Raw genomic sequence first — 23,922 nt, 5'->3', positions numbered from 1 at the left:
AACGGACCGGTACACCGGCATAGAAGCCTCGGGCACGCCGCCGGCTCCGCCATCGCCTGCATGCCCGGGACGAACCCGGGCATGACAAAGCAGCGCTTCGAGGGAGTTTGGTCAGACCGAGACCGGCCGCGCCGGGCCTTTGCCCCGCTTGGAATCCAGCGGGATCGGGGCGCTGGTGTCGCGGCTCGTCGGCTTGGTCGGCGCCAGGTTGGAGCGGATGAAGTCAGAAATGCGCGGCGCGATCTCGGCACGGAAGCGCGAACCGTTGAAGACGCCATAATGCCCGACGCCCTGCTGGGTATAGTGCGCCCGCTTGTCGACCGGCAGGTTCACGCACAGGCCATGGGCCGCATGGGTCTGGCCGTGGCCGGTGATGTCGTCGTTCTCGCCCTCGATGGTGAAGAGCGCGGTGTTGCGGATGGCGCCCGGATCGACCGGCTTGCCGCGATGGCTCATCTCGCCCTTGGCGAGGGCATATTTGATGAACACGGTGTCGACGGTCTGCAGGTAGAATTCCGCCGTCAGGTCCATCACCGAGAGATATTCGTCATAGAACTCGCGATGCTTCTGGGCACTGTCGCCGTCGCCGCGCACCAGATCGAAATACAGGGTCTTGTGCGCGTCGAAATGACGGTTGAGATTCATCGTCATGAAGCCGGTCAATTGCAGGAAACCGGGATAGACGTCCCGCATGAAGCCGGGATTGGGGAACGGCACCTTGGTGATGACGTTCGAACGGAACCAGTCGACGCCCTTCTCGACCGCGACGTCGTTGACCTTTGTCGGCGAGAGGCGGGTATCGATCGGCCCGCCCATCAGAGTCATGGTCAGCGGCGCGTAGGGATCCTTCTCCGCTTCCATGCGGGAAACGGCGGCCATCACCGGCACCGAAGGCTGGCAGACGCCGATCACATGGGTGTCGGGGCCGAGCACATGCAGCATCGAGATGACGTAGTCGATATAATCGTCGAGATCGAAGCGGCCCTCCGACACCGGCACCAGGCGGGCATCGGTCCAATCGGTGATGTAGACCTCGTGATTGGGCAGGAACGCCTCGACGGTGCCGCGCAACAAGGTGGCATAATGGCCCGACATCGGCGCCACGATCAGGAGCTTCGGGTCGGCACGGCGATTGCCGCGAATGCCGCGGGAGAAATGCAGGAGATTGCAGAAGGGCCGCCGCCAGACGATTTCCTCGTGCACGCCGACACGTTCGCCGCCCACCAGCACGTCCTTGATGCCGAATTCAGGCTTGCCGTAACGGCGGGTGACGCGCTCGAAGACCTCGCAGGCGGCCGCGACCGACTTGCCCCAGGTGGTCATGGAAAAGGGATTGCCGGGATTTTCAAAAAACGCCCGAGTCGCATCGGAAAAGGCTCTAGTCGGGCCGAGCGCCGCGTGAGTCGCTTCGTAGATGGTGTAGACAGGCGCGGAAAGCGCGCCCAACCCCATCATACCCCTAAGTTCTTCAAACATAGCACCACCAAACTACAGATTGCAGGTCCGTCGCTGAATGCTCGTCACGGATTTGTCATAGCAGGATTATTGCGACGCAACAAATCCGCGGGATTGTAGAAGCGATATCGTCAACAATCTGATACCGGCATCAAGCTGGTCTCGACCTCGTCAAAACACGGCCCACAACAGCCTCAAGGGAGCCCGAAATGCCCATCCAGCCTGCCCTCGGCCTGACCTCCCGCGAGGGGCAGCCGGACCTGTCCGACCTCGCCGCCCGGCTGGACGAGGTTGCCGATCTCGGTGTCGCCTTCGTCGAGCTGCCGGCCTACCACTATGACCTCGTGCTTGCCGGCCGCCCGATGGCCGCGCGCGTCGCCGAATTCGAGGCCATCTGCCGCGGCCGTCCCTTCGGCTTCACCGTGCATGGCCCGCTGCCGATCAATTTCATGGCACCGCCGGCCCTGCTGCCGCGCTTCCTGGAGACCACCGTGGCCTTCATCGAGATCGCCGCCCGCATCGGCGCGCCGCACCTCGTCATCCATGCCGGCATGATGCAGGCGGACGAGCGCCACGACGCCGAGAATGCCGCCGCCCGCCAGCGCGACTATCTCCACCGGGCGGGCGAGATCGCGGCCGCGCACAAGGTCGTGCTGTGCGTCGAGAACCTGTTCGATTTCGGCCCCTATGCGGCGACGCCGAGCATCGCCCGCCTGGCCGAAGAGCTCGCCCTGATCGACCATCCGCATGTCCGGGCCACGTTCGACTTCAGCCACGGCCTCATCCATGCCAGCCAGTATGGCTATGACTTCCTGGAGGAAGCCAAGGCCCTGGCGCCCTTCGCCAGGCACCTGCATCTGCACGATTCCTTCGGCCAGCCCGACCTGCCCTGGGTCTATGACAGCGCCGAGGCCAATGCCTTCGGGCTCGGCGACCTGCATCTGCCGCTGGGCTGGGGCGGCGTGCCCTGGGATGCGCTGGCCGAGCACTGCACCTTCCCGGCCGATACCATCGCCATCCACGAGCTCAACGAGCGCTTCTGGCGGGACCGGCAGGAGGCGCTCGACAATGCCAGGGGATTTGTCGAGCGGTTGCGCATGGCGGGATAGCGCCTCCTGGGCCTGCCGGCATCCTGCCGGCTCTTGGAAACGCTGCGCTTGCGGAGATGAAGAGCCGGCAGGATGCCGGCGATCCCAGGCACGGCGCCCCTGTCGCATTCTGCATCATGGCTGTCGCGACAGGTCACGTGTCCGAACGGGGCTGGCCTAACATCGGCGTCACAGGGAGGAAGCACCGTGAATACCGACGTCATCATATCCTGCGCGATCACCGGAGCCGGCGACACCGTCGGCAAGCATCCGGCCATCCCAGTCACGCCCAAGCAGATCGCCGATTCCGCCATCGAGGCCGCCAAGGCGGGCGCCGCCATCGCCCATCTGCATGTGCGCGATCCCGAGACCGGCAAGGCCGGCCGCAAGCTCGAGCACTATCGCGAGGCCGTCCAGCGCATCCGCGATTCGGGCGTGGACGTGGTGATCAACCTCACCGCCGGCATGGGCGGCGATTTCTTCTTCGATCCGGCCAATCCGCGCAGCGGCGGTGCCGGCACCGACATCGCCAACGCGGCCGAGCGCGTCGCCCATGTCGAGGAACTGAGGCCCGAGATCTGCACGCTGGACTGCGGCTCGGTGAATTTCGGCGACGGCCTGTTCATGGCCACCGGCGAGACGCTGCGCGAAATGGCCGAGCGCATCCAGGCCGTCGGCGTGAAGCCAGAGATCGAATGCTTCGAGCTCGGCCATATCTGGCAGGCCAAGGACCTGATCAAGCGCGGCCTGATCGACGCGCCGCCGATGTTCCAGCTCTGCCTCGGCATTCCCTGGGGCGCGGAGGCGACCACCGAAACCATGGTCGCGATGCGCAACCATCTGCCGCCGGGCGCCAATTGGGCCGCCTTCGCCATCGGCCGCATGCAGATGCCCTTCGTGGCTCAGTCCATGCTGCTGGGCGGCAATGTCCGCGTCGGCCTGGAAGACAATATCTGGCTCGACCGCGGCGTGCATGCGACCAACCAGTCGCTCACCACCCGCGCCAAGGAGATCATCGAGCGGCTGGGCGGCCGGGTGCTGACCCCGGCCGAGGCGCGGGACAAGCTCGGCCTCAAGAAGCAGAAATGAGCCGGGTCACCACGCCCAATGAGGGCAAGCCCTTCCAGGGCTGGGATTGGGCCAAGCCGATCCCGGCGCCGCTCTCCCTGCACCGCACGCCGGTGGTCGAGGCCTGGACCGACTATAACGATCACATGACGGAAAGCGCCTTCCTGCTGGCGTTCGGGGATTCCTCGGACGCCTTTTTCCGCATGATCGGCGTCGACGAGGCCTATCGCGCCGCAGGCTCCTCGATCTACACCATGGAAACGCGCATCCGGAACCTGCGCGAGGCCCATATCGGCGATCCCCTGGCGCTGACGCTGCAGCTCATCGACCACGACGCCAAGCGCCTGCACGTCTTCCATGCCATGACCAACGAGGCCGACGGCGCGGTGCTCGCCACCGCCGAGCAGATCCTGGTGCATGTCGACATGCAGGCCGGGCGCTCCTCCCCCTTCCCGCCGGAGATCGCCGAGCGGATCGCAGCGATCGCCCAGGCCCATGCCGCCCTGCCGGTGCCAGCCACGGTGGGCGTACCGCTGGGGATCCGGCGGAAATAGGGACTGCTCGGCCCATCCCAGCAAGACGCGACCCGCCTTCTCCCCTTGCGGGAGAAGGTGCCCCGAAGGGGCGGATGAGGGGTGGCGGCGCCCTCCTCGCAAGAATTGCGTTTCTCCCCTCATCCGGCGCTACGCGCCACCTTCTCCCGCAAGGGGAGAAGGCGGGTCGCGGCTCATTCGGAGAGATCGAGATCACATCACAGCAAAAAGCCGGGCGCTGGGCCCGGCTTTCACATTTCAGACTGAGACGGCAGCCGTTACTTCGGCAGATCGATCGGCTTTTCGCTCTTAGAATTGAGATAGACCAGGATGTCGGCGCGGTCCTGCGGCTTGGGCAGGCCGGCGAAGGACATCTTGGTGCCCTTGGCGAAAGCCTGCGGGCTCTTGATGAAGTGGTAGAAATCGTCGGGCGTCCAGGTCTCGCCCTTGTCATGCAGCGCCTTGATGGCGTCGGAATAGGCGAAGTCGGCCTTGTGGCCCTTCGGGCCGCCGATCACGCCGAACAAATTGGGGCCGACGCCGTTCTTGCCGCTCTGGTCGTCGGTGTGGCAGGCCGCGCACTTCTTGAAGATGGCGGCACCCTTTTCCACCGAGGCCTTGGCGACCAGCTCGGCCAGCGGCGGATCCTGGGAGGCGGCAGGGGCCTCGGCCGTGGCGGCCGGCGCGGCATCGGCCAGCTCGTAGCCGGCCTTTTCCGGTTTTTCCTGCTTGAAGATTTCCTCGGCAACGATGCTGAGCCCCAAGGTCAGCATCAACGTGCCCAGGACTGCGCCGGCAATCTTGTTCAGTTCAAACGATGACGACGAACTCATCCCCGGCTCCGACTCGAGATCAATCTGACGAAAGGCACAAGATGCCCCCGCACCTCATTGCCCCAAACACAAACTCCGGCAGCCGCTCTGTCAAGCGTCAAACCGCATCGGACCCTCTATCCGGTTTGACCGGTAGTTTGCAACTCGTATAAATCGCGCGCGCTTGCTACTTTTCGCCGCCCCGCTCCGGAAGAGGCTGTCATCCGTGTCCGATCCGCTCATCCTGATCCCCGCCCGCATGGCCTCGACCCGCCTGCCCGGCAAACCGCTGGCCCCCATCGCGGGCGAGGCGATGATCGTGCAGGTCTGGCGCCGGGCCTGCGAATCGCGCCTGGGACGGGTGGTGGTAGCCACCGACACGGCCGAAGTCGCCGATGCGGTTCGCGCCGCAGGCGGCGAGGCGGTGATGACGCGGCCCGATCACCCCACCGGCTCGGACCGCATCCATGAGGCGCTGTTGACGCTCGATCCCGAAGGGCGGCACGACACCATCATCAATGTGCAGGGCGACCTGCCGACCATCGAGCCGGAGACGATCCGCGCCGTGTTCGGCCCGCTCGCCGACGAGGCTGTGGATATCGCCACCCTCGCGGCCGTGATCACGCGCGAAGAGGAAAAGACCAATTCCAGCGTGGTGAAGGTGGTGGGCACGCCGATCGGGCCCCGCACCCTGCGCGCGCTCTATTTCACCCGCGCCACCGCGCCCTGGGGCGAGGGCGAGCTCTACCACCATATCGGCCTCTACGCCTATCGCCGGGCGGCGCTGGAGCGCTTCGTCGCCCTGCCGCCGGCCCCGCTGGAGCAGCGCGAGCGCCTCGAACAGCTCAGGGCGCTGGAAGCGGGCATGCGCATCGATGTTGCGATCGTCCCCGCCGTGCCGCTAGGTGTGGACACGCAGGAAGATCTCGATCGCGCCCGCGAAATTCTCGAAAGTCGCTGATCATGTCCGAGTCCAAGATGAAAGTTTCGTTCCAGGGCGAGCCCGGGGCCAATTCCCATATTGCCTGCAACAATGTCTATCCCGACGCGCTGGCCCTGCCCTGCCCGACCTTCGAGGACGCCTTCAACGCGGTCTCGTCCGGCGAGGCGGACCTCGCCATGATCCCGATCGAGAATTCGGTGGCGGGACGCGTCGCCGACATCCACCATCTCCTGCCGACCTCGGACCTGCATATCATCGGCGAATATTTCCTGCCGATCCACCACCAGCTCATGGCCGTGCCCGGCGCGAGCCTGGAGACCATCCGCACGGTTCACAGCCATCCCCAGGCCCTCGGCCAGTGCCGCATCACCATGCGCGGGCTCGGCCTCACGCCGGTGACCGAAAGCGACACGGCCGGCGCCGCCCGCCTGGTGCGCGACTGGCAGGACCCGAGCAAGGCCGCCCTCGCCTCCACCCTGGCGGCCGAGATCTACGGTCTTCAGATCCTCAAGCCCGATGTCGAAGACGAGCCCTACAACACCACCCGCTTCGTGGTGCTGTCGCGCGAGCCCGACTGGGTGCCGGTCGGCCAGGGGCCGACGGTGACCTCGCTGATCTTCACGGTGCGCAACCTGCCGGCCGCGCTCTACAAGGCGATGGGCGGCTTTGCCACCAACGGCATCAACATGACCAAGCTGGAGAGCTACATGGTGGGCGGGCACTTTTCCGCCACCCAGTTCTATGCCGAAGTCGACGGCCATCCCGAGGATAAGAACCTCAAGCGCGCGTTGGAGGAACTCGGCTTCTTCTCGACCAAGATGCGTATTTTCGGCGTGTTTCCGGCCGACCCGGCCCGCGACGACCACGCGCCGCCGGCCGAGTGAGCAGGGAGTGTCGATCTTCGGATCGACGTGCAACGCAGAGCCATCAGAATGTCGACCAGGAGGTCGACACTCCAACCTCACGGCACCACCGCGCCGCCCTTTTCCGCGAACTCCTTCAGGAGGTGATGGGCGATCGCCATCGGCTTGGGCGCGTTGAAGCCTTCCGGATGCTCGTCGATCAGCATCTGCACCACCTCTTCGCGCGTGAACCAGCGCGCATCCTCCAGTTCCTTGATGTCGACATTGATGTCGCGGCCGGTGGCCCGGGCGAAACAGCCCACCATCAGCGAGGAGGGAAAGGGCCAGGGCTGGGAGGCGAAATAGCGCACATGCGAGCAGGCGATGCCCGATTCCTCCAGGATCTCCCGACGCACCGCATCCTCGATGGTCTCGCCCGGCTCCAGGAAGCCGGCGAGCGCCGAATACATCTTCTCCGGAAAGCGGGTCTGGCGGCCCATCAGGCAGCGCTCGCCGTCGATCGCCAGCATGATCACCACCGGATCGACGCGCGGGAAATGCTGGGTGCCGCAATTGGCGCAATCGCGCCGCCAGCCGCTGGCGGTGATCCGGGTCTCCTGTCCGCAATTGGCACAGAAACGATGGCGCTGGTGCCAGTCCAGCACTTCCTTGGCGGTGGAGAGCTCGCCGAGAATCTCCGGCGCCACCAGCCCCCGCATGGCGAGCGAGCGCAGGTCCATCGCCTCCACGTCCGGGCGCCAGGCGAGATCGTCGACCAGCCCCTTGTCGAAGGCCCGGGCGAAGACCGCGCTGCCGTCCGGCTGCAGGCCCAGGAATATATTTTGCCGACTATCCTTGAACGACTCGATCTCCTCGTGATCGAACAGCGCCTCATGGACGCCGTCGCGGATGCGCAGGAGCGGCACGTCGCCCGAAAAGGCGAAGAAGCGGCAGGAGGAATGGGTGAGCTTCTCCGCGATGAAGGTTTCGTCCTCGCGCTGACCGGAGGCGCGATCGAGCGGATTGAGCGAATAGGCAATGGCGGCGGAACGATCGAACAGGGTATGCAAGGTCATGGCAATATCTTCCGGCGGGATCTTATGAAAACGAGAGCAATCTACGAAGCTGGCTAATCAGATCGGCGGCAACGGCCTCCGCATAGGGGCGGGCCGGCACCTGGCCCCAGACGGGCTTCGGCCAGGCAGGATCGCCCTTGAAGCGCGCGATGATGTGGACGTGCAACTGGGGCACCATATTGCCAAGAGCCGCGACATTGAGCTTGTCGCAGCCCGTGAGGGTCTTCAAAGCCTGCGAAACGGCGGCGATCTCCTGCATGAGCACCGCCCTGTCGCCCTCGTCGAGCTCGATGATCTCGCTGATGTCGGGGCGCCTGGGGATGAGCAGGAGCCAGGGAAAACCGGCATCGTTGATCAGGCGCAGCTGGCAGAGGGTGAGGTCGCCGACGGGAAGAGAATCCCCGGCGAGTTGGGGATGCAGGCTGAAGGCGGCGGAGGGGGCGGCGGAAGACATGGCGATTCGCGGAATGGGAGAGGGTGGCGGCAACCCTATCCCCAGAGCATGGCGGTTCCAAGGGCGGACGACAGCCTTGGCGGGTCCGATGCGAGCCTTGCCGACGTTGCGCGGGAAGCGGTGCGGCTGGGACCGCGGACGTCCCGTCCATAGGCGCCAAGATAACGGGTTGGGCGAGATGAGGCGGTTGGAGATGAAGCTCGACATATGAGCCCCCTCGCCCCGTTTACGGGGAGAGGATGGAGGTGAGGGGCTACGCAAGGCGTCAGTTTGTGAGGTCGCGCCGCCCCTCATCCTTACCTTCTCCCCGTAAACGGGGCGAAGGGGTGGCCGGCGTCGCGCCTCTGGCCTTATCTTAGCGCCTATGGACGTCCCGTCCGCCTCTTTTCTCTACCCCATCACCATCAGCAGGTCCTTGGCATCGATCTGGGCCCCCGGGGAGACCAGCACCTCAGCGATCCTGCCGTCCTGGGGCGCGTGGAGCGCCGTCTCCATCTTCATCGCCTCGATGGTCAGCAGCACGTCGCCGGCCTTGACCGCCTGCCCCGGCTTGACCGCCACGGTGGAGATGGCACCCGGCATCGGAGCCGCGATATGGGCCTCGTTGCCGTCCTCGGCCTTGCGGCGCGCCTTGACGCTGCCGGCCGCCAGGCGGTTGGGCACCTTGATGATGCGCGGCTGGCCGTTGAGCTCGAAGAAGACGCGGACCTGCCCCTCCTCGTCGGTCTCGCCCAGGGTCTGCAGCCGGATCACCAGCGCCTTGCCGCGCTCGATCTCGATGGTGAGTTCGTCGCCCGGCGCCATGCCGTAGAAATAGGTCGCCGTCGGCAGCACCGAAACCGGCCCGTATTTGCGGGCGGTGACGGCATAATCGGTGAAGACCTTGGGGTACATCAGGTAGGAGGAGATCTCGTTGCCCTCCACGGCGCGGCCGATCTTCTTCTCCGCCTCCGCCTTCAGCGCCGGAATGTCGGCCGGCGGCAGCAGCGAGCCGGGGCGCACGGTGATCGGCGCCGCATCCTTGAGGATCTTCTTCTGCAGGGCCGCCGGCCAGCCGCCCTCGGGCTGGCCGAGATCGCCGCGCATCATCTCGACCACGGAGGCCGGGAAGGCCACCTCCCGGGCGGGATCGGCGACATCCTCGGGGGTCAGCCCCTGCGCCACCATCATCAGCGCCATGTCGCCGACCACCTTGGAGGATGGCGTCACCTTGACGATGTCGCCGAACAGATCATTGGCGGCGCGATAGGCCTTGGCGACCTCATGCCAACGCGTCTCCAGGCCGAGCGAGCGCGCCTGCTCCTTGAGATTGGTGAACTGGCCCCCCGGCATTTCGTGCAGATAGACCTCGGAGGCGCCAGCCTTCAGGTCGCTCTCGAAGGCGGCGTATTGGGTGCGCACCGCCTCCCAATAGAAGGAGATCTGGCGGATGGCTTCCGGGTCGAGGCCGGGATCGCGCTCGGAATGGCGGAGCGCCTCGACGATGGAACCGAGGCAGGCCTGCGACGTCGTGCCCGACATCGCGTCCATGGCGGCATCGACGGCGTCGACGCCGGCCTCGATCGCCGCCAGCACGGTGGCGCCGGCAATGCCGGAAGTGTCGTGGGTGTGCAGGTGGATCGGCAGGCCGACTTCCTGGCGCAGCTCGCTCACCAGCTTGCGGGCCTGGGCGGGCTTGAGCAGCCCCGCCATGTCCTTGATCGCCAGGATATGGCAGCCGGCCTTTTCGAGCTCGCGCGCCATGCGGACATAATAGGCCAGGTCGTATTTCGAGCGCGAGGCATCGAAGAGGTCGGCCGTGTAGCAGATCGCGCCCTCGGCGAGCTTGCCGGCCTCCAGCACCGCATCGATCGACACCCGCATGTTCTCGACCCAGTTCAGGCAATCGAAGATGCGGAAGAGGTCCATGCCGGCATCGGCGGCCTGCTTGACGAAGAGCCGCACGACATTGTCGGGATAATTGGTGTAGCCGACGCCATTGGCCCCGCGCAGCAGCATCTGGGTGAGGATGTTGGGCGCGCGCTCGCGGATCAGGGCCAGGCGCTCCCAGGGATCCTCGGTGAGGAAGCGCATGGCGACGTCGAAGGTCGCCCCGCCCCAGCATTCGAGCGAGAGCAGCTGCGGCAGGCCGCTGGCATAGGCCGAGGCCACGCCGGCGATGTCATAGGTGCGCATGCGCGTCGCCAGCAGCGACTGGTGGGCATCGCGCATGGTGGTGTCGGTGACGAGGACGCGCTTTTCCTCCTTCATCCAGCTGGCGAACTTCTCGGGTCCCAGCGTGTCGAGCAGTTGCTTGGTGCCGGAGGCGGGCCTCACCTTGAATTCCGGCGCATGCGGCGTGCGGGCCTCGGCCGGAGGCCTCGCCCGGCCGCGCGCCTCGGGATGGCCGTTGACGGTGACGTCGGCGATATAGGTCAGGAGCTTGGTGGCGCGATCGCGGCGCTTGGCGAACTGGAACAGCTCCGGCGTCTCGTCGATGAAACGGGTGGTGTACTGGTTGGAGCGGAACTTCTCATGCGCCAGCACCGCCTCCAGGAAGGGCAGATTGGTGGCGACGCCGCGAATGCGATATTCGCGCAGGGCCCGGGTCATGCGGGCGATGGCTTCCTGCGGCGTCGAGGCCCAGGCCGTGACCTTTTCCAGGAGCGGATCGTACCAGCGCGTCACCACCGCGCCGGAATAGGCAGTGCCGCCATCGATGCGGATGCCGAAGCCCATGGCGCCGCGATAGGCGGTGATGCGGCCATAGTCGGGAATGAAGTTGTTTTCGGGATTCTCGGTGGTCAGCCGGCACTGCAGCGCATGGCCGCGCATGAAGATGTCGTCCTGCGCGGGAATGCCGGTCTCCAGCTCGCCATCGGCGCCGATGACGCCGATGCGCCCGCCCTCGGCGATCAGGATCTGCGCCTTGACGATGTCGAGATCGGTGACGACCTCGGTGACCGTGTGCTCGACCTGGACGCGCGGATTGACCTCGATGAAATAGAACTTGCCGGTATCGGCATCCATCAGGAATTCGACGGTGCCGGCCCCGGCATAATCGGTGCCGCGGCCGATCTTGAGCGCCGCCTCGCACAGGCCCCGGCGCGTCTCCTCGTCGAGATAGGGCGCGGGGGCGCGCTCGATCACCTTCTGGTTGCGGCGCTGGATCGAGCAGTCGCGCTCGAACAGATGCACCAGCGTGCCGTTGCCGTCGCCGAGGATCTGCACCTCGACGTGACGGGCGCGGCGCACCAGCTTTTCCAGATAGACCTCGTCCTTGCCGAAGGCGGCCTTGGCCTCTCGCTTGGCGGTGAAGACGGCGTCGAGCAGCTTGTCCTCGCTCTCGATCGGACGCATGCCGCGCCCGCCGCCGCCCCAGGACGCCTTGAGCATCACGGGATAGCCGACCGCCCGGGCCGCCGCCTTGATCGCTTCGGGGTCGTCGGGGAGCGGATCGGTCGCCGGCATCACGGGAACGCCGACCGAAATGGCGAGGTTGCGCGCATCGACCTTGTTGCCGAGCGTGCGCAGCGTCTTGGGGCTGGGCCCGATGAAGACGATGCCTGCGGCGGCGCAGGCCTCGGCGAATTCCGGGCTCTCGGACAGGAGGCCATAGCCGGGATGAATGGCATCGGCCCGGGCTTCCCTGGCGATGCGGATCACCTCGTCGATGGAGAGATAGGCCTCCACCGGCCCCTTGCCCTTGCCGATCTGATAGGCTTCGTCCGCCTTGAAGCGGTGCAGCGAGAGTTTGTCCTCCTCCGCATAGACGGCAATGGTGGAGATGCCGAGTTCCGTGGCGGCCCGGAACACGCGGATGGCGATCTCGGAACGATTGGCGACGAGCAGGCGGCGGAAGGAAGGTCGCATGAGCACTCGCGGTCTGGAGGGGAAGGCAGGAATTTATGTTGCAATGCGAAGAGCGATGCAAACTCTTTCCCGTATCCGGAAATTCTAACCCCTCCACCCGCGACCGAATGTCGACCTTCGCCGTTTTGTTCGCTTATTTGCTCATCTGGAGGCGAACCGGCCTGCCTTTCTCGTCATGACGGAGCAACTCACGATGGCGCCACCGCCCTTATCACGCGGCATCAGGATCCATTCGACGCCGCAGGGCCCAGCGCCCATCGCCATCAGGCAGGCCTGGATCGGCCTGACGCTGCCGCTTCTGGAAACGGCCCCGTCGTCGCCGCAGACGATGATCGTCGAAACCGAATTTCGTGACCCTGCCAACCGTCTCGACGCTCTGAAGCAGCGTCTGGGCTTCAAGCGACCGACGGCGACTTGGCGGGCCTATACGGTGCAGGCCGCGACTGCCTTGCGCCTGCTCGAGAGCCATTCCCCGGATGCGACCCGATGGTGGCGGCAACATACGCCCTGGCTGTCGGAACCGGACCAGGTCCTGGCCTTCGACGCGGATTGCTGTGAATTGGTCTTTACCGAGAGGGTTCCGGCCAACGAGCCCTGAAAAAAGCGGAAGCCCCGCCGGGGCGGGGCTTCCTACGGGCTACCGGGCTGGTGTCGGGGCGCAGGGTCCGATAACCCGAAGACGGGCTCAGTAGCAAACCCTCACGCGCTTCCAGAAACCGCCATAGTAACCGTCGACCCAACGCTTCTCGATGTGGCAGCGGCGGTAATAGACGGGGCGGTAGTCGTCATAATAGTAGCGGCCGCCATAGTAGCTGTTGTTGTAGGCGGAGCCGGCGAGCAGGCCGCCCAGCAGGCCGATGCCGGCGCCGGCGGCGAAGGCGCCGTTCCGGCCATAGCGGGCTTCGGCGGTGCCGGTGGTGGCAATGGCGGTGCCGGCCAGCGTGGCGGCAACCAGGGCTCCGGTCAGGATCTTCTTGAACATCGTCTCGTTCCCATTCTTGTCTTGCGCGGGTTGCGCTTGATCTGATGGGAGGACAATGCCACCGCCGCCCCGGCCTCTCCGTGCGATTCAACACGGGATGCAACCGATGCGTGTTTGCGGGTGCGCAGGCAGGGATAATGATGAAGTCTTGCAGCGCGAACGCCTGCACTCGCCCTCTGGAGACCGGGAACGGGCGGCACCTGCCTCGCCGCGCTCTCGACCTGCGGGCCATTGCAACAAATCGTTCGGCACGATAAACTAGTCAGTATGACTAGAAAATCTAAATCGGCCCCGCCTGTTTCATGGGCGCTGCAGCACGCCAAGGCACGCTTCAGCGAGTTGGTCCGGCGCGCCCGCAGCGAAGGGCCGCAGCATGTTACCGTGCATGGCCGCGAGGAAGTAGTGGTGATCTCCGCCGAGGAGTTCCGCACGCTCAAGGGAAGCATGACGGGCGCCGCCCTGATCGCGGCCCTGCAGGCCTCGCCGCATCGCGACATCGAGATCGAACCCGAGCGTCGGCCCATGCCCGTGCGCGAGGTCGATCTGTGAGCGGCTGGCTGCTGGATACCAATGTTCTTTCCGAACTGCGCCGCCCCAAGCCCGAGCCGCGCGTGGCGGCTTTCGTCTCGGCCCAGCCGCTGGACAGCCTGTATGTCAGCATCGTGACTTTTGCCGAGATCCGCTACGGCATCGAAGTGATTGCCGATCCGGCCAGGCGCGCCGACCTCCATGACTGGCTCGCCAACCGGATAAGGCCCCTCTTTCAGCAGCGTGCTTTGCCCGTGAGCGAGGATGTCATGCTCAAATGGCGCCTGCTCGTGGCAGAAGGCCGCAAGACTGGCCATACTTTCTCGCAGCCCGACCTCATCATCGCCGCCACGGCTCTACTCCATGACCTGGTGGTCGTCACCCGCAATGAGGCGGACTACCGCCAGGCCGGCGTTCGGCTTCACAATCCATGGCAGGAGGCCTGAGGCTTGATCGACAAGCTCGAATTCCTGATCGCCCTCTCCCGCGAGCGCCATTTCGGCCGGGCCGCGGAGATCTGCGGGGTGACCCAGCCCACCCTTTCGGCCGGCATCAAGCAGCTCGAAGGCGAACTCGGCGTGTTGCTGGTGGCACGCGGCTCGCGTTTCCAGGGCTTCACGCCGGAGGGCGAGCGGGTGCTGGAATGGGCCCGGCGCATCGTCAGCGACAGCCGCGCCATGCGCCAGGAAGTGGAATCGCTCAAGCGCGGCCTCAACGGCCATCTCACGATCTCGGTGATCCCGACGGCGCTGTCCATGGTCGCCTCGATCACCACGCCCTTTCGCGCCCGCCATCGCAACGTGACCTTCACCATCCTCTCGCGCCCCTCGACCACGGTGCTGCAGGAGCTGGAGGACCTGGCCATCGATGCCGGCATCACCTATCTCGACAACGAGCCCCTGGGGAAGGTCTCGACAGTCGAACTCTATCGCGAGACCTATTGCCTGCTGACCGACGTCAACGGCGAATTCGCCGGCCGCAACACGGTGAGCTGGGAGGAGCTCGGCCATGTGCCGCTCTGCCTGCTCACGCCCGACATGCAGAACCGGCGCATCGTCGACCATCTCCTGCGCAATGCCGAGAATCCGGTGGCGCCGACCCTGGTCTCCAATTCGATGCAGGTGCTGCTCTCGCATGTGCGCACGGGCCGCTGGTCGAGCGTGATGCCGGCCATCCTGATCGACATGCTGGGCGCGGGCGAGAATGTGCGCTCGATCCCCATCGTGGAGCCGCAGGCCTACCACAAGGTCGGCCTGATCACGCCCAGGCGCGAAACCCAGACCCCCCTGGTCGCCGCTCTGATCGCAGAGGCGAAACGCTACGCCATGCAGATGGGGTGAAATCCTGCTGGGACGACGGCTCGGGAAGAGCAGGAACGCCCCGCAACACCGCTCGCTTGCACCGTCAACCGGGATTTCTTTGCATCTTGCCGCCCGACGCGCTATCGGCATGGCCAAATCGATTGGACTAGGCTGCCCGCAATGAAGTTCACGCTTTCCTGGCTCAAGGATCACCTCGAAACCTCAGCCACGCTCGACGAGATCGTCGACACCCTCACTCGCATCGGCCTGGAGGTCGAAGGGGTGGAGGATCCTGCCAGCAAGCTCTCCGGCTTCTCGATCGCCTATGTCGTCTCGGCCGAGCAGCATCCCAACGCCGACAAGCTGAAGGTCTGCATGGTCGATACCGGCAAGGGCGAGCCCGTGCAGGTGGTCTGCGGCGCCCCCAATGCGCGCACCGGCATGAAATCGGTGTTCTCGCCGCCCGGCACCTATATTCCGGCCAAGAACATCACGCTCGCCATCGCGCCGGTGCGCGGGGTGGAGAGCCGCGGCATGCTGTGCTCGGAATTCGAGCTCGAGATCTCCGACGAGCATGACGGCATCATCGACCTGCCCAGCGATGCGCCCGTCGGCATGCCCTATGCCGACTATGCCGGCCTCAACGATCCCGTGATCGACGTGAACCTCACGCCCAACCGGCCCGACTGCACCGGCGTGGCCGGCATTGCGCGCGATCTCGCCGCCGCCGGGCTCGGCAGGCTGAAGACGCCTGCGGTGCCCTCCATTGCCGGCGAGGGTCCCTGCCCGGTCACGGTGACGCTCGATTTCGGCGACACGCCCTCGCTCTGCCCCGGCTTTGCGCTTCGCCTTGTCAGCGGCGTCAAGAATGGCTCCTCGCCCGCCTGGATGCAGCGCCGCCTCAGCGCCATCGGGCTGCGCCCGATCAATGCGCTGGTCGACATCACCAACTATGTCACCTTCGACCGCGGCCGGCCGCTGCATGTCTTCGACGCCGCCAAGATCGAGGGCAACCTCACCGTCCGGCGCGCCCGCGAGGGCGAGAGCATCGTGGCGCTCGACGGCAAGACCTATGCGCTCAATGACAGCATCTGCGTGATCGCCGACGGCAAGGGGCTGGAATCGATCGCCGGCATCATGGGCGGCGAGCATTCGGGCTGCGACGACGATACCACGGACGTGCTGATCGAATCGGCGCTGTGGGAACCGCTGAACATCGCCCGCACCGGCCGTGCGCTTGGCATCAACACCGATGCCCGCTACCGCTTCGAGCGCGGCGTCGATCCCGCCTTCATGGTGCCGGGCATCGACCTCGCCACCCAGCTGGTGACGGAATTGTGCGGCGGCAAGCCGAGCGAGACCTTCGTGGTGGGCGGCGTCACCGCCGCGCCCGAGGTCCTGGACCTGCCGGCCCATGAGGTGGCACGCCTGACCGGCCTTGCGACCAGCCTCGCCGAGAGCGCCGACATCCTCGAGCGCCTCGGCTTCGGCGTCATCCGCAAGCCCGACGCGCTGGCGGTGACGGCGCCGACCTGGCGGCCCGACATCGAGGGCAAGGCCGACCTCGTCGAGGAAGTGATGCGCATCGTCGGCGTCGACGCCATCCCGGTGACGGCGCTGCCGCGCGAGGCCCATGTGCCGCAGCCCGTGCTCACCGTGCTGCAGAAGCGTACGCGCCTGGCCAAGCGCAGCCTCGCCGCGCGCGGCCTGATGGAAGCGGTGACCTGGTCCTTCATCGCCAAGGCCCAGGCCGAGCGCTTCGGCGGCGGCCAGCCGACGCTGTCGCTCGCCAATCCGATCGCCGCTGACCTTTCCGACATGCGCCCCAGCCTGCTGCCGGGCCTGATCGCAGCCGGCCAGCGCAACGCCGATCGCGGCACCGGGGACGTCGCGCTGTTCGAGGTCGGCCAGATCTTCCGCGGCGACCGGCCCGAGGACCAGAAGATCGCCGCCAGCGGGATCCGCCGCGGCCAGGCGCGCCCCGGCGGCTTCGGCCGCCATTGGTCGGCGCCGGCAAGCGCGGTGAGCGTGTTCGACGCCAAGGAGGATGCCCTCACGCTGCTGGCGGCCCTCGGCGCGCCGGTCGCGAGCTTCCAGATCGTTTCGGGAGCCCCGTCCTGGTATCACCCCGGCCGTTCCGGCACGATCCAGCTCGGCCCGCAGAACGTCATCGGCTGGTTCGGCGAACTGCATCCCTCCGCCCTGGAGGCGCTGGATGCCGATGGACCGGTGGTCGGCTTCGAGATCATCCTCGACGCCATCCCGGTGCCCAAGCCCAAGGCGACCAAGACGCGCGGCGTCCTGGCCCTCTCGCCCTTCCAGCCGGTCACCCGCGACTTCGCCTTCCTGGTCGCGCGCAAGGTCCGGGCCGCCGACATCATCAAGGCCGCGCAGGGCGTCGACAAGAAGCTGATCTCGGGGGTGTCGATCTTCGATATCTACGAGGGCAAGGGCATCGGCGAGGACCAGAAATCGGTCGCCGTCCAAGTGGTGCTGCAGCCGCAGGACCGCACGCTGACCGATGTCGAAATCGATGCCGTTGCCGCCAAGATCGTCACCGAAGTCGGCAAGAAGACCGGGGCGACACTGCGCGGATAATGCGGGACGCCACCGGAGCGCCCCGAGATATCGCAAAAGAAAAGGGCGGGCCCGGGATCGGGTTCCGCCCTTTTCTTTCAGCCTGCGTGGTGCCGATCTCCAGAGAAAGGCGCGTTCGGCGCCATCGAGCCTTCACCTTGCCCCGCGCGTTCAGCCCTTGCCGCCGGCATGGACGACCGCCTGCAGCAGCAGCGCCATCTGCAGCGCGATGAAGTTGTCGACCAGCTCGAACAGGCTGGCATGGATCTCGATCGCCCGCCCACCCGGGGCGTGCAGGGTGACATAGCCCTCTTCGGCCGCGTCCTCGAGCAGGCGGCGGACATGGACGCGCGAGACGCCGAAGCAGTCGGCGACGGCGCCATAATGGAAATGAACGGTGCGATCCTTCAGGATCTCACCCGGCATTTCCGTCGCAATCAGCTTGAGCAGGATTTCGAAGCCGGCGTCCCGCGCCATGAACAGACGCATTTCGGGCACCAGGTCGACCAAGGTGCCATGTGTCAGGAAATAATTGCTGCAATAGCGCGCCAGCGCGCCGAAAAAGGCATCGTCGATCTCCACCCGGCGAACGGCATGCTCCACCTGCTGCAACTGCGCGAGCGCTTGCAGATAAGGCGTGATGATCTGCCTGGCGATGGTGAGGCCGGCACGCGTCACCTCCAAGCGCTTGATGCGCTTGTCGCGCAGATCCTTGACCTGGCGCAGATAGCCGGCCTGGCGCAACAGGTTCAGTATGGCTCCGATGCGATTGTGCCCGGCCAGGGCATGGACGGTACAGAAAGTCTGGACATCCGCCACGGTGACGCCGGCAGCCGGATCGTTGGGCGAGGCCGCAAAGTGGCGGCTCAGCACATAGGCGCCCACGATCAGGCGGATTTCATCCGTCGCCAGGTGGATCACCGGCAGATTGGCCTTGAGAACGGCGCCATAGCGGCGTGCGAACAGGTTCCGCGCCGCCTTGAAGCCGCTATGCGCCTTCAGGCCCTGGGCGTCTGCAATCACGGCTGACTGGTAATTCGGCAATGGGACGCTGAGAGGGCTCTGCAAACCAAAATGGCTGGTAGTACGAATTTTGGTCCACTCCGATAGAGACCCTGCGCTTCCCCAAGACAACTCGGTCAATCACCACCCCTTTTGCCTGAGCTTGTGGTGTCACAACTGAGGACGAGCAAGAAGACATCCCGGATTGGCCGGGTGCTCATTCACACTGCAACAACCCCATTGCAGCTCTATATTTCGTACCATGTCGGTAAAAATTTAAAAGAGAATTTTATCTTGAGAGGGTGACTATAATACCTTATGGATTGCCATTGATACATACACCTAACTAGGTGTCAGCTCTAATACTTAAGTACTAAATCGGCCGCAAACCGGAAACGGACTCCGAATTCAGGAAATCTTTCTTCCGACATGCCCCTTGCAGCAACAAGATAAGCTTGTGTCTAAATAAAATTTACTCGAACAAAATCATATCCAAGAAAGGTATTATCTGCAATCTCACTCAAGACTTGCAGCCATGCCCCAACGCTCCTCATTCTGTTCCCTAGAGGCATGCTAATTTCAGCACCTTGAAATTCTTGCAGCAAAAGGCTCCACGGAGCTGGTGTGCGATGGAACGACGATTCCCGCGATCCAGACGCTCCACAGGCCGCAAATGCGCCGCATTTGGCCCGCTTCTCGGGCGTGACCGACGCTGCACCGCCGCGTCATGGTTACTATTTGGTTATAACTCGCGCCTAGAATCACCGCGATTCCGGCTTCCGCCCCGCACCAGCGAGGCGCGGGCCGCTCCCATCACCCCGCACGGGCGACCCGCGGCCGCATCGGCGCCCGATTCTCGCGAAGGCATCTCATGACCCTGGCCAATATTCTGGAAGCGATCATCCTCGGCGTGGTCGAAGGCCTGACCGAATTCCTCCCGGTCTCCTCGACCGGCCATCTCCTGCTTGCGGCCCGCTATCTCAAATTCGAGGGCGACGATTCCTTCGTCATCCTCATCCAGCTCGGCGCCATCCTGGCTCTGCTCGCCGTCTATGCCGAGAGGTTATGGCGTATCGCCACCGCGCTGCCCAAGGATCGGGAAGCCCAGCACTTCGTCCTCGGCGTGCTGGTCGCCTTCCTGCCCGCCGTCGTCCTCGGCGTGCTGATCGAGCACAAGATGAAGCAATATCTCTTCAACGTGCCGGTGGTCTGCTACGCCCTGATCGCCGGCGGCCTGGTCCTGCTCGCCATCGAACAGTTCAAGATCGAGAAGCGCTTCTCCAATTGCTACGTGCTGCCGCTGCCGGTCTATCTGAAGATCGGCCTGTTCCAATGCCTGTCGATGATCCCCGGCGTTTCGCGCTCGGGCTCCACCATCGTCGGCGGCATGCTGCTCGGCCTCGACAAGCGCTCGGCGGCGGAATTCTCCTTCTTCCTGGCGATGCCGACCATGGTCGGCGCCTTCGTCTATGAATTCGCCAAGTCCTACAAGACGATGACGACCGACAATCTCGGGCTGACCGCCATCGGCTTCGTCACCGCCTTCATCTCCGGCTGGTTCGTGGTGAAGACCTTGCTGGATTTCGTGTCCAAGCGCGGCCTCGCTCTGTTCGGCTGGTGGCGCATCGTGGTCGGCGTCCTCGGCCTCGCCGCCTATTACACCATGGGCTGATCGCGGCCTCCAACAAGAAGGGCCGGTCCCAGGACCTAATACGGTTCACTTAAGCAGGAACCGCTCCGAATTTGTCATAGCCGGGCTTGACCCGGCTACCCAGAAGCCGCACGGATGAACCCTCGGGGAGCTGGATTGCCGGGTCAAGCCCGGCAATGACAAAGGTCGAGCACCCCGAAACGCTTAAGTGAACTGCATTGGGTCCAAGGATCGGCCCTTTCCGTTCCGATTGCCGCGGCTATCAGGCCACCTTGTTCTCGAACTGGCCGGCCTTGCGGAAGCGCCACAGATAGCTCGGCACGATCGCTTCCACCGTCGCCGGCTGGATGCCCAGGCCTTCCAGCGTCAGGCCGGCCCTGGCGGCCTCCTCCGTCACGACGTTGTCGTGGCGCAGCAGCGTGACCTGGTCCCGTGTCAAAGGCGGGGTGAACAGGCCGAGCGACACGGTCCGCGCCAGCTCGAACAGGGTCGCCTGCACATTGGCGATACCGAAGGGCATCGGCACCAGCAGGCGCTTGCGATTGGTGGTCTTCAGCACGAATTCGAAGATCTGGCGCAGGGTCAGCACTTCCTGGCCGCCGAGTTCATAGGTCGCGCCGGGCGTCAGGGAGCCCTCGGCGCCGCGGGCCAGAACTTCGGCGACGTCGCCGACGAAAACCGGCTGGAACTTGGTTTCCCCGCCGCCGATCAAGGGCAGCACCGGCGACATCCGCGCCAGGCCCGCGAATTTGTTGAAGAAATCGTCATCCGGCCCGAACATCACCGAAGGGCGCAGGATGATGGGGTCCCCGAAGGCGGCGCGGGCCGCCTCCTCGCCCTTGAGCTTGCTCTTGGCATAGGCCGACTCGGAGCCCGCATGCAGGCCGAGGGCCGAGACATGCACGAAGCGCTTCACGCCGGCCACCTTGGCGGCACGGCCGATCGCACCGGGACCGAAAGCCTGCACGGCGTCGAAGCCGTTGGCGCCGCGCTCATGCATGACGCCGACCAGGTTGACCACCGCCTCGGCGCCTTCGACGGCGGCGGCGATCGAAGCGGGATAGCGCAGATTCGCCTGCACGCCGCGGATCTGGCCGACGGCGCCGGCGGTCATCAGATATTGGGCGAGATCCGGGCGGCGCACGGCCACCCGCACCCGGAAGCCGCGCTTGGCGAGCGAGCGCACGAGATTGCGGCCCACAAATCCCGATCCACCGAAAACCGTGACCAAGCGATCGCTGACTGGCGCCATTTGCTAGAAACCTTCGAGAATGGACGATTGGGCCTTCCTTAGCGCGGCAGGCTGGGACTGTATAGAGGCGCCGATGCTTTCGAAGGAATGACCGGACGATTGCATCCTGGATCGCCATTGCCGTAGGGCCGAAACAATGAGCGTCAGCCCTAAACACGCATTGTTGCGGGAATCAGAGCAATCGCAGCCAATCGTGGTCGGGATGGGCCGCCTCCAGGCAGGATCTGAGCCATCGCCGTTCCCGCTCCTCCAATTTCGGCAGGGCACTGCGGAAATCGGCCTCATCCTTCTCACGCTGATACTTGGCCTTGAACAGAAGGACTGCCGCCGGCTTCAGATAGGGCAGGCCGTCGTCCGTCGTGCCGATCATCTCGGCCCGTGGCCTTCTGATCCGAGGGTCTCTCTTATAGACCCATATCTGCGGGGTTCCCGGCTCGATCATCATGTCAACACGCCAGCATTGCACCGCTTCGTCCCGGCACCAGATCTGGTACACGCCGTCCGGTGGCTCCCGCCCGTCCGGCAGATACTCGACGATCCCATCTCCTGCCGTGTAGAAACGCATGCCTGCCAGTGCCTTCCGAAACAAGGCGAGATCGCCGCGCAGGATGGTGAATTCGAGATCCTCGTGATCGCGGGTCTGGCGGCCATGCCAGAGGTCGAGCGCCCAGCCTCCCACCACGCACCAGGGCTTCGGCACCCCTCCTATCCGCCGGGCCAGTTCCACCGGATGCCAGGCGCGCCAGGCCTCGAGCGCCACATGGTCCTCACCCCTCATCGAGCCACCCACACCTGCCTGCATCCTGTCGGGCGCCAGCCCTATTATGCCTCTCGGGTTGATGCAATCCGGGCAGCGACAATCCGCTTTGGGCTCTCCCGCTTTGAACGCTATGGTCTGGCACCGCCGCTGTGATCACGAGCGTGGCGGGACAGGAGAATGATGACCACCTCTGTATTGCCGCATGACGGCCTCGGCCTCGATACGCTGCGCCTGGAAACCCTGATCCGCCTGCGCTGGATGGCGATCGCCGGCCAGTTGGTCGCGGTTCTCGGCGTGCGCTACGGCCTCGGCTTTCCCGTGCCGCTGCAGGCCTGCCTGCCGCTGATCGGCGTCTCCATCCTGGTCAATGTCGCCTTGCGGCTGCGCTATCCGGCAACCGAGCGGGTCGATCCAGCCCGCGCCGCCACCCTGCTCGGTTTCGATATCGTGCAGCTGGCGGCGCTGCTCTTCCTCACCGGCGGCCTGCAGAACCCCTTCTCCTTCCTTTTCCTCGCGCCCGTGATGATCTCGGCGACCTCGCTGCCGCCGCTGATGACGCTTGCGCTCGGCCTCCTGGCCATCGGCTGCGCCTCCCTGCTCACGGCCTGGCACCTGCCCCTGCCCTGGTTCGAGGGCCAGGCGTTCGAGATGCCGATGCTCTATGTCATCGGCATGTGGTTCTCGGTGCTGCTGGGCCTGGCCTTCATCGGCGTCTATGCCTGGCGGGTGGCCGAGGAAGCCCGCCTGCTTTCCAACGCGCTGGCTGCCACCGAACTGGTGCTGGCGCGCGAGCAGCATTTGTCCCAGCTCGACGGCATGGCCGCCGCCGCCGCGCATGAATTGGGCACGCCGCTCGCCACCATCGCGCTGGTGGCCAAGGAACTCGAGGTCGCCGCGCCGCCGGAAGGCGATTTCGTCGATGACATCCGCCTGTTGCGCAGCCAGGTCGAGCGCTGCCGCGAGATTCTGGGCAAGCTCGCCTCCCTCGGCGACGATGGCGGTGCCCCCTTCGCCCGCCTGCCCCTGCCGCTGCTGATCGAGGAAGTCTCCGCGCCGCATCGCGATTTCGGCATCGCCATCTCGGCGGAGTTCCTGGGCCCGGAGGATGATGCCCCCTCCGCCCCGCGCAACCCCGGCATGCTCTACGGTCTGGGCAACATCGTCGAGAACGCGGTCGACTTCGCCAAATCCAAGGTGAGCATCACCGCCAGCTGGGACGCCAAGACGGTGACCCTGATCGTCGGCGACGACGGCCCCGGCTTTCCTTCCGAAATCATGGGGCGCCTCGGCGATCCCTATGTCACCCAGCGCCGCCCGCGCCTGCCGGGCCAGCCCGGCGGCGGCCTCGGCCTCGGCTTCTTCATTGCCAAGACGCTGCTGGAACGTTCCGGTGCTGCAATCGCCCTGGCGAACCGTTCCTGGCCGGACAGCGGCGCTGTCGTCAGGCTGGAATGGCCGCGCGACGTCTTCGAGCGTTGAGCGCCTGTCGGACGCCGAGATGCGAGCTCGGCGCCGATCGAAACCATCCCGCGGGGCCGCGTTCAGGCATGGAGAAATTGCTCCCGGCAGGCCGATGCGATGGCATTCTCCAGATTATTTGTAAGACCTTTCATGCAAGAAAATGCATCAAAACAAAGACTTAAGGAATTTTTGCGCTACAATGCCGCCAAGAAGTGCTCATCGAGCCTTAATAAAAACTGACGGAGGACACGATCAATCAAGTGGGAACAGCAAGTACTCCCAGGA

At 65.2% G+C, this 23,922-nt stretch carries 21 protein-coding genes; 12 read left to right on the top strand and 9 right to left on the bottom strand.

Features of this window, described 5'->3' with window-relative positions:
* Window positions 1-111: 111 nt before the first annotated feature.
* Window positions 112-1,455 (bottom strand): polyhydroxyalkanoate depolymerase, encoded by a 1,344-nt coding sequence (gene phaZ / locus J8I29_RS20525; RefSeq protein WP_280870907.1) that lies wholly within the window; start codon window positions 1,453-1,455, stop codon window positions 112-114.
* 209 nt (window positions 1,456-1,664) lie between these two features.
* Between phaZ and J8I29_RS20520 the strand changes: the two genes are divergently transcribed.
* From J8I29_RS20520 to J8I29_RS20510, 3 genes are all read left to right on the top strand, one after another.
* Window positions 1,665-2,564, top strand: a complete 900-nt coding sequence (locus J8I29_RS20520) for a TIM barrel protein (protein ID WP_209433064.1) — start codon at window positions 1,665-1,667, stop codon at window positions 2,562-2,564.
* A gap of 186 nt (window positions 2,565-2,750) precedes the next feature.
* The gene (locus J8I29_RS20515; protein WP_348536098.1) at window positions 2,751-3,632 is read left to right on the top strand and encodes a 3-keto-5-aminohexanoate cleavage protein; all 882 of its coding nucleotides are present in this window, start codon (window positions 2,751-2,753) and stop codon (window positions 3,630-3,632) included.
* Window positions 3,629-4,165: a thioesterase family protein gene (locus J8I29_RS20510; RefSeq protein WP_209433062.1), complete on the top strand. Its 537-nt coding sequence runs from the start codon at window positions 3,629-3,631 to the stop codon at window positions 4,163-4,165. Before J8I29_RS20515 ends, J8I29_RS20510 begins: the two co-directional genes overlap by 4 nt.
* Window positions 4,166-4,422: 257 nt before the next feature.
* On the opposite strand, the gene J8I29_RS20505 is transcribed toward J8I29_RS20510, so the two are convergent.
* Complete coding sequence (locus tag J8I29_RS20505) at window positions 4,423-4,977, bottom strand: cytochrome c family protein (RefSeq protein WP_105863292.1); 555 nt, start codon at window positions 4,975-4,977, stop codon at window positions 4,423-4,425.
* A gap of 205 nt (window positions 4,978-5,182) precedes the next feature.
* On the opposite strand from J8I29_RS20505, the gene J8I29_RS20500 reads away from it, so the two are divergent.
* Window positions 5,183-5,917 carry a 3-deoxy-manno-octulosonate cytidylyltransferase gene (locus J8I29_RS20500; RefSeq protein WP_209433061.1) on the top strand — a complete coding sequence of 245 codons (735 nt, stop codon included), beginning with the start codon at window positions 5,183-5,185 and terminating at the stop codon, window positions 5,915-5,917.
* A gap of 17 nt (window positions 5,918-5,934) precedes the next feature.
* Complete coding sequence (locus tag J8I29_RS20495; RefSeq protein WP_245197185.1) at window positions 5,935-6,783, top strand: prephenate dehydratase; 849 nt, start codon at window positions 5,935-5,937, stop codon at window positions 6,781-6,783.
* A gap of 77 nt (window positions 6,784-6,860) precedes the next feature.
* Here J8I29_RS20495 and nudC read toward each other — a convergent pair whose 3' ends face one another.
* From nudC to pyc, 3 genes are all read right to left on the bottom strand, one after another.
* A complete protein-coding gene (nudC, locus tag J8I29_RS20490) occupies window positions 6,861-7,817 on the bottom strand; it encodes an NAD(+) diphosphatase (RefSeq protein WP_209433059.1) in 957 nt (318 codons plus the stop codon).
* A gap of 22 nt (window positions 7,818-7,839) precedes the next feature.
* Complete coding sequence (locus J8I29_RS20485) at window positions 7,840-8,271, bottom strand: HIT family protein (protein ID WP_105863296.1); 432 nt, start codon at window positions 8,269-8,271, stop codon at window positions 7,840-7,842.
* Window positions 8,272-8,661: 390 nt separating this feature from the next.
* Complete coding sequence (pyc, locus tag J8I29_RS20480; protein ID WP_209433058.1) at window positions 8,662-12,123, bottom strand: pyruvate carboxylase; 3,462 nt, start codon at window positions 12,121-12,123, stop codon at window positions 8,662-8,664.
* A 193-nt stretch (window positions 12,124-12,316) separates the two neighbouring features.
* Here pyc and J8I29_RS20475 point away from each other — a divergent pair, with 193 nt between their 5' ends.
* Complete coding sequence (locus J8I29_RS20475) at window positions 12,317-12,721, top strand: hypothetical protein (RefSeq protein ID WP_209433057.1); 405 nt, start codon at window positions 12,317-12,319, stop codon at window positions 12,719-12,721.
* A gap of 87 nt (window positions 12,722-12,808) precedes the next feature.
* Here the strand turns inward: J8I29_RS20475 and J8I29_RS20470 are convergent, their stop codons facing one another.
* The gene (locus J8I29_RS20470; protein ID WP_105863299.1) at window positions 12,809-13,105 is read right to left on the bottom strand and encodes a hypothetical protein; all 297 of its coding nucleotides are present in this window, start codon (window positions 13,103-13,105) and stop codon (window positions 12,809-12,811) included.
* Between the two features lie 267 nt (window positions 13,106-13,372).
* Here J8I29_RS20470 and J8I29_RS20465 point away from each other — a divergent pair, with 267 nt between their 5' ends.
* The 4 genes from J8I29_RS20465 to pheT all read left to right on the top strand — a co-directional run bounded on the left by J8I29_RS20465 (window position 13,373) and on the right by pheT (window position 17,532).
* A complete protein-coding gene (locus J8I29_RS20465) occupies window positions 13,373-13,654 on the top strand; it encodes a type II toxin-antitoxin system Phd/YefM family antitoxin (RefSeq protein ID WP_105863300.1) in 282 nt (93 codons plus the stop codon).
* Window positions 13,651-14,079, top strand: a complete 429-nt coding sequence (locus tag J8I29_RS20460; RefSeq protein ID WP_209433056.1) for a type II toxin-antitoxin system VapC family toxin — start codon at window positions 13,651-13,653, stop codon at window positions 14,077-14,079. Before J8I29_RS20465 ends, J8I29_RS20460 begins: the two co-directional genes overlap by 4 nt.
* Before the next feature lie 3 nt (window positions 14,080-14,082).
* Window positions 14,083-14,973 carry a LysR family transcriptional regulator gene (locus tag J8I29_RS20455; RefSeq protein WP_105863302.1) on the top strand — a complete coding sequence of 297 codons (891 nt, stop codon included), beginning with the start codon at window positions 14,083-14,085 and terminating at the stop codon, window positions 14,971-14,973.
* A 141-nt stretch (window positions 14,974-15,114) separates the two neighbouring features.
* Window positions 15,115-17,532, top strand: a complete 2,418-nt coding sequence (gene pheT / locus J8I29_RS20450) for a phenylalanine--tRNA ligase subunit beta (RefSeq protein ID WP_209433055.1) — start codon at window positions 15,115-15,117, stop codon at window positions 17,530-17,532.
* 150 nt (window positions 17,533-17,682) lie between these two features.
* Here the strand turns inward: pheT and J8I29_RS20445 are convergent, their stop codons facing one another.
* Window positions 17,683-18,534, bottom strand: a complete 852-nt coding sequence (locus tag J8I29_RS20445) for a hypothetical protein (RefSeq protein WP_209433054.1) — start codon at window positions 18,532-18,534, stop codon at window positions 17,683-17,685.
* A gap of 850 nt (window positions 18,535-19,384) precedes the next feature.
* Between J8I29_RS20445 and J8I29_RS20440 the strand changes: the two genes are divergently transcribed.
* Window positions 19,385-20,185: an undecaprenyl-diphosphate phosphatase gene (locus tag J8I29_RS20440; RefSeq protein ID WP_105863310.1), complete on the top strand. Its 801-nt coding sequence runs from the start codon at window positions 19,385-19,387 to the stop codon at window positions 20,183-20,185.
* Between the two features lie 241 nt (window positions 20,186-20,426).
* Here the strand turns inward: J8I29_RS20440 and J8I29_RS20435 are convergent, their stop codons facing one another.
* Window positions 20,427-21,416, bottom strand: coding sequence for a complex I NDUFA9 subunit family protein (locus J8I29_RS20435; RefSeq protein WP_105863311.1), 990 nt, complete (start codon window positions 21,414-21,416; stop codon window positions 20,427-20,429).
* A 172-nt stretch (window positions 21,417-21,588) separates the two neighbouring features.
* Window positions 21,589-22,194: an amino acid transporter gene (locus J8I29_RS20430; RefSeq protein ID WP_209433053.1), complete on the bottom strand. Its 606-nt coding sequence runs from the start codon at window positions 22,192-22,194 to the stop codon at window positions 21,589-21,591.
* Window positions 22,195-22,356: 162 nt separating this feature from the next.
* Here J8I29_RS20430 and J8I29_RS20425 point away from each other — a divergent pair, with 162 nt between their 5' ends.
* Complete coding sequence (locus tag J8I29_RS20425; RefSeq protein ID WP_105863312.1) at window positions 22,357-23,655, top strand: ActS/PrrB/RegB family redox-sensitive histidine kinase; 1,299 nt, start codon at window positions 22,357-22,359, stop codon at window positions 23,653-23,655.
* Window positions 23,656-23,922 lie beyond the last annotated feature (267 nt).

The sequence above is a fragment of the Labrys sp. LIt4 genome (assembly GCF_017813775.1).
GTDB classification, from domain to species: domain Bacteria; phylum Pseudomonadota; class Alphaproteobacteria; order Rhizobiales; family Labraceae; genus Labrys; species Labrys okinawensis_A.
Note: the sequence above shows the minus strand (reverse complement) of the source record. Positions and strands in the feature narration are given on the sequence as shown.

Coding starts and splice junctions, on each gene's coding strand:
- J8I29_RS20425 (WP_105863312.1), top strand. CDS start 22,357: ATGACCACCTCTGTATTGCCGCATGACGGCCTCGGCCTCGATACGCTG.
- J8I29_RS20440 (WP_105863310.1), top strand. CDS start 19,385: ATGACCCTGGCCAATATTCTGGAAGCGATCATCCTCGGCGTGGTCGAA.
- nudC (WP_209433059.1), bottom strand. CDS start 7,817: ATGACCTTGCATACCCTGTTCGATCGTTCCGCCGCCATTGCCTATTCG.
- phaZ (WP_280870907.1), bottom strand. CDS start 1,455: ATGATGGGGTTGGGCGCGCTTTCCGCGCCTGTCTACACCATCTACGAA.
- J8I29_RS20470 (WP_105863299.1), bottom strand. CDS start 13,105: ATGTTCAAGAAGATCCTGACCGGAGCCCTGGTTGCCGCCACGCTGGCC.
- J8I29_RS20435 (WP_105863311.1), bottom strand. CDS start 21,416: ATGGCGCCAGTCAGCGATCGCTTGGTCACGGTTTTCGGTGGATCGGGA.
- J8I29_RS20475 (WP_209433057.1), top strand. CDS start 12,317: ATGGCGCCACCGCCCTTATCACGCGGCATCAGGATCCATTCGACGCCG.
- pyc (WP_209433058.1), bottom strand. CDS start 12,123: ATGCGACCTTCCTTCCGCCGCCTGCTCGTCGCCAATCGTTCCGAGATC.
- pheT (WP_209433055.1), top strand. CDS start 15,115: ATGAAGTTCACGCTTTCCTGGCTCAAGGATCACCTCGAAACCTCAGCC.
- J8I29_RS20430 (WP_209433053.1), bottom strand. CDS start 22,194: ATGAGGGGTGAGGACCATGTGGCGCTCGAGGCCTGGCGCGCCTGGCAT.
- J8I29_RS20505 (WP_105863292.1), bottom strand. CDS start 4,977: ATGAGTTCGTCGTCATCGTTTGAACTGAACAAGATTGCCGGCGCAGTC.
- J8I29_RS20465 (WP_105863300.1), top strand. CDS start 13,373: ATGACTAGAAAATCTAAATCGGCCCCGCCTGTTTCATGGGCGCTGCAG.
- J8I29_RS20510 (WP_209433062.1), top strand. CDS start 3,629: ATGAGCCGGGTCACCACGCCCAATGAGGGCAAGCCCTTCCAGGGCTGG.
- J8I29_RS20495 (WP_245197185.1), top strand. CDS start 5,935: ATGAAAGTTTCGTTCCAGGGCGAGCCCGGGGCCAATTCCCATATTGCC.
- J8I29_RS20520 (WP_209433064.1), top strand. CDS start 1,665: ATGCCCATCCAGCCTGCCCTCGGCCTGACCTCCCGCGAGGGGCAGCCG.
- J8I29_RS20485 (WP_105863296.1), bottom strand. CDS start 8,271: ATGTCTTCCGCCGCCCCCTCCGCCGCCTTCAGCCTGCATCCCCAACTC.